Annotated in this window: 4 protein-coding genes; 1 reads left to right on the forward strand and 3 read right to left on the reverse strand. The window is 59.1% G+C overall.

All coding sequences use genetic code 11. The annotated features are described in order from the left end of the window. Positions 1–64 precede the first annotated feature (64 nt). Together x551_RS19860 and x551_RS19865 are read right to left on the reverse strand one after the other, a co-directional pair. Complete coding sequence (locus x551_RS19860; RefSeq protein WP_081771424.1) at positions 65–1,000, reverse strand: DUF4268 domain-containing protein; 936 nt, start codon at positions 998–1,000, stop codon at positions 65–67. Positions 1,001–1,148: 148 nt separating this feature from the next. Continuing rightward, the gene (locus x551_RS19865; protein WP_152543606.1) at positions 1,149–1,880 is read right to left on the reverse strand and encodes a hypothetical protein; all 732 of its coding nucleotides are present in this window, start codon (positions 1,878–1,880) and stop codon (positions 1,149–1,151) included. 134 nt (positions 1,881–2,014) lie between these two features. Between x551_RS19865 and x551_RS19870 the strand changes: the two genes are divergently transcribed. Continuing rightward, positions 2,015–2,719 (forward strand): IS110 family transposase, encoded by a 705-nt coding sequence (locus x551_RS19870; RefSeq protein WP_036236054.1) that lies wholly within the window; start codon positions 2,015–2,017, stop codon positions 2,717–2,719. A 488-nt stretch (positions 2,720–3,207) separates the two neighbouring features. On the opposite strand, the gene x551_RS26605 is transcribed toward x551_RS19870, so the two are convergent. Then, positions 3,208–3,479: hypothetical protein (locus x551_RS26605; RefSeq protein ID WP_216701350.1), on the reverse strand; the 272-nt coding region annotated here is incomplete at its 5' end.

The raw sequence follows: 3,479 nt of genomic DNA on the forward strand, positions 1-3,479 counted from the left end.
CCCTAACGGTTGACACAAGCGGCCTGCCGTAGGCAGGTCCACTTGATGGAATGGTTAGATTCGCTCAGATGCACTGCTGGACATTCGCCGGAAAGATCGCCTTGAACTTGAGAAGATTTTGGATAGTCCAGTTCCTAATGTCGGCAAGTGTTTCGGAGTCGGCATCGATGTCTCCGTCCCGATACACCGCAATTCGGCAGGCGCGGCGGTTGTCAAGGCGTTCCCATTTGAGGTCCAGGCCCAGCGCCGCCGCTATTGCCTCTTTGCGTTGCAAGAGGCAATCGAAGACCTGCTCATTCTTCAACTTGTCGCCAGAGTCAATGTACAACTCAACGCGAACGCGGCCACCTTGCGCGAAGCTGGTCGAGTACTTATAGAGTTTCGAGTTCTCCGACGCGAATGTGTACCAATTCTGCGGCTGTCCTGTGCGGGCGTTTGTGAATTTGTGAACTTCTCGAAGTTCATCAATGAGGCTTTGGAAGTAGGTACGGTAACGCTCCTTTGTCTCTGAAGGCGCAGGGGAGATGTCAGCAACCAGGGAGGCTTCGCTGGGCATCGATACGACGGTCAGGATAAACGCGGGTTTGGACTCGTCGATTCGGATGGCGGAGGCTTGAACCGCAAACAGGCTCAGGCTCTCCTTCAGATTTTGGTTGAGAAAGTCCATAGCCGACTTGTGCTCTGGACGGATAGTCTCAGCGATCCAGACCACCGCGCCTGCGCCAAGCACAGACGCATAGGTAATTAGCTGCCCAAGATGCTTGTGATCCGTGCCGCCATACTGATTTTCGATAACTACGAGCTTGTTGGTTGAAAGATCCCGAGCAACGATGTCGGCGGAGAAGTCGCCTGCCGCAGCTTCGGTGGATTCCAATTCAAGGTCCATGCCTAGTTTGCTGCCCAGTGTGTCCAGGTTCTGTGCGAGCCATGGCGTGAAATGAGATGCTTCGCCCGTCCATAGGTCCTTCAGCGCGACAGGATGAATTGTTCCGAGGTCCAATGGTGCCTCCAGTAGTGGGTTGCGAATCTAACGTTCGAGCTGAGTGGGCCGCCGCCGGCGGAGTAGCCCGGCCCTGGAGGGGACGATATGCGACTGGCCGCGGAAGGGCCAGGCTGCGTAGCCGGTGGAGGACCGCTCGAGCGAGGGGTTAGGCTTCACTCGGGTGCGGCCGAATCTGCGTGGCGATCTGATCGGCCAGCGCGACTATGAGTGCTGAAACGTCTGGACTAATTTCTTCTAGGCAGCGAAGTGACGAAGCCTTCTGCAAGTGCCGACGGACACGGTAATGTGTGACGAGATCACATCGCCAAGCGGTCGATCGAATGCAGCGTTCTACCTCAGCGGCAGCCATCGATCTCATCTGGTCGTCAAGGAAGCACATTAAGGCGCTAGCCTTGGCAATATCGTCAGCGATCATGTCCGGCTGGATCGTCTTGCCGCCAAGCGCTTCGAAAAGGTCTGAGATGCCCGAGACAGCCTCTTTCCCACGTAGGTCAAACGCCAGGACGGGATCATCGCGTGATAGCTCTCTCAACGCCGCCTGGAATGGCTCAGAGATCGCAGCGGACAGCTTTGTAAGTTCTGACTGCATCAGGAGTCGGAGTGCTGCTTGAATCTGTGCTGGGAGGCAGGAAGCTTCAGCCTCACTCACACTGATTCCGCGCTCAGAAAGCAGTCCAACGATCCTGTCGATGTACTGCTTTGGGAAGGTGGAGATGCTGAGCACGCCCCTGGAGAGAAAGTGATGAACTTCCAAGAGGTAGAAAAGCACCGTTCGCGTTGAGCGGCGACGCTCGTGCCGGATCTTTCCACGGTAGCTCAACGCCGCGATAAGAGCGCTTAGCGCTGTTCCTGCAAGGCCAAGGAGTTGGGCGTCCATCTATCGGTAGTCTGTGAAGCCTAACGAATGAAAGGGACTTCCCCGTCCCGAACTAGCCGCGATGCGGCGACCGGCAACGAAGTGCCACGATGGGAAGTGCGAAGTCTCATCAACTCACTCGGAAGGGGAAGTCCATGGCCATTGTCCACATCGGCATCGATCTCGCCAAGAACGTGTTCGCAGTTCATGGAGTGGATGAACACGGCAAGCCGGCGCTGGTGCGGCCCAGCGTGCCGCGCGCAAAGCTGCACGAGCTGATCGCCGCCCTGCCGCCGTGCACGGTGGCAATGGAAGCCTGCTCGGGCGGCCACCACTGGGCCCGGCTGTTCGCTGCGCACGGCCACACCGTGCGACTGATCGCGCGGAAGTTCGTCGCTCCGTACCGCATGAGCAGGGTGCGAGGCAAGAACGATGCGACCGACGCCGCGGTCATCGCCAGCGAGGACGAACGGGCTCGGCAGCTGATGCGCCTGGCGGGCGTGGGTCCGACCACAGCCACGGCGGTGCTGGCCATGATCGGCAATGGCCATGAGTTCCGATGTGGCCGGCAGTTCGCGGCTTGGCTGGGCTTGACGCCGGGGCAGTACAGCTCGGGGGGCAAGACCCGGCTGGGGCGCATCACCAAGGCCGGGGATGCGTATCTGCGAACGATGCTGATCCTGGGCGCCCGCGCCGTGCTGGCTGCGGCGAAGAACAAGACCGACGGTCTGAGCCGCTGGGCGCTCACGCTCGAGGGGCGCCGAGGTTACTGGAAAGCGGTGGTGGCCATCGCGGCCAAGAACGCGCGCATGTGCTGGGCGATGCTGGCCCGGGGCGAGTCGTTCAAGCTGCCAGCGTGAGTCCACCAGCCCCTCCACCGAGAGATCCAGGCCGAAGACTTCCACCGCGTGAACGTGAAGCGTTGATGAGCAAGGTTGGACCTGCGCGAGGAGTGCCTGATCATTTCAAGGCGGCAGCACGGGCTGTCCGCGGCTAACGAATGAGGCCCTCGCGCGCGTCTTTCATCAGGGTCTGCAGCCCGACTCGGCAACGAGCAGCGCTGCATCAATGACCGGTTGTAGTTTGTCCGTCCGCACCTTGGCTCGACGAATCAATGTGACGCACGTGAACGCGGTGCAGGTTATCTCGAAGACGTGAAGTCCAGATGTGAATCGAGCCGCTGCGCGGCTCGATGGACCTCATTCGCTTGACAGATGGGGAAGCCTTATAGTTTGACGTGAGAGGCTCGACCCGGCTTGCCGGGTGACGTCCTCTCGGTGGAATGGTTAGGTGGCATGCAAGAGGAGAAGTTGACATCAGAGTTTAATGCCCAGCTAACCGCATCGCCTCAGGTTCCTACAGATTGCATTCGAGCAATCAAAGGAGAGAACGAGTGGGACATCTCCTCGTCTTCGAACAGCGCCGAAACCAGCACGGCGGCTTGTGTCGAGACACGCCTCGTTACCGTTGCAATGTCGGCTTTTGCTTGTCGCGCCAGCATTGGCAGCCTTCTCAGTTCATCCAGAATGAGGGAAGCGAAGCATACGGAGTAGAAAAGCGCTTCGGAACGGAGCTCGTTTGACAGTGCGCTTAGTTCGCCTCGCTCACCGAGAACTAGGG

Source organism: Methylibium sp. T29 (assembly GCF_000576205.1).
GTDB classification, from domain to species: domain Bacteria; phylum Pseudomonadota; class Gammaproteobacteria; order Burkholderiales; family Burkholderiaceae_C; genus Methylibium; species Methylibium petroleiphilum.

Bases quoted from the DNA above. Each gene is read 5' to 3' on its own strand.
- x551_RS19865 (WP_152543606.1), bottom strand. From the start codon at position 1,880: ATGGACGCCCAACTCCTTGGCCTTGCAGGAACAGCGCTAAGCGCTCTT.
- x551_RS19870 (WP_036236054.1), top strand. From the start codon at position 2,015: ATGGCCATTGTCCACATCGGCATCGATCTCGCCAAGAACGTGTTCGCA.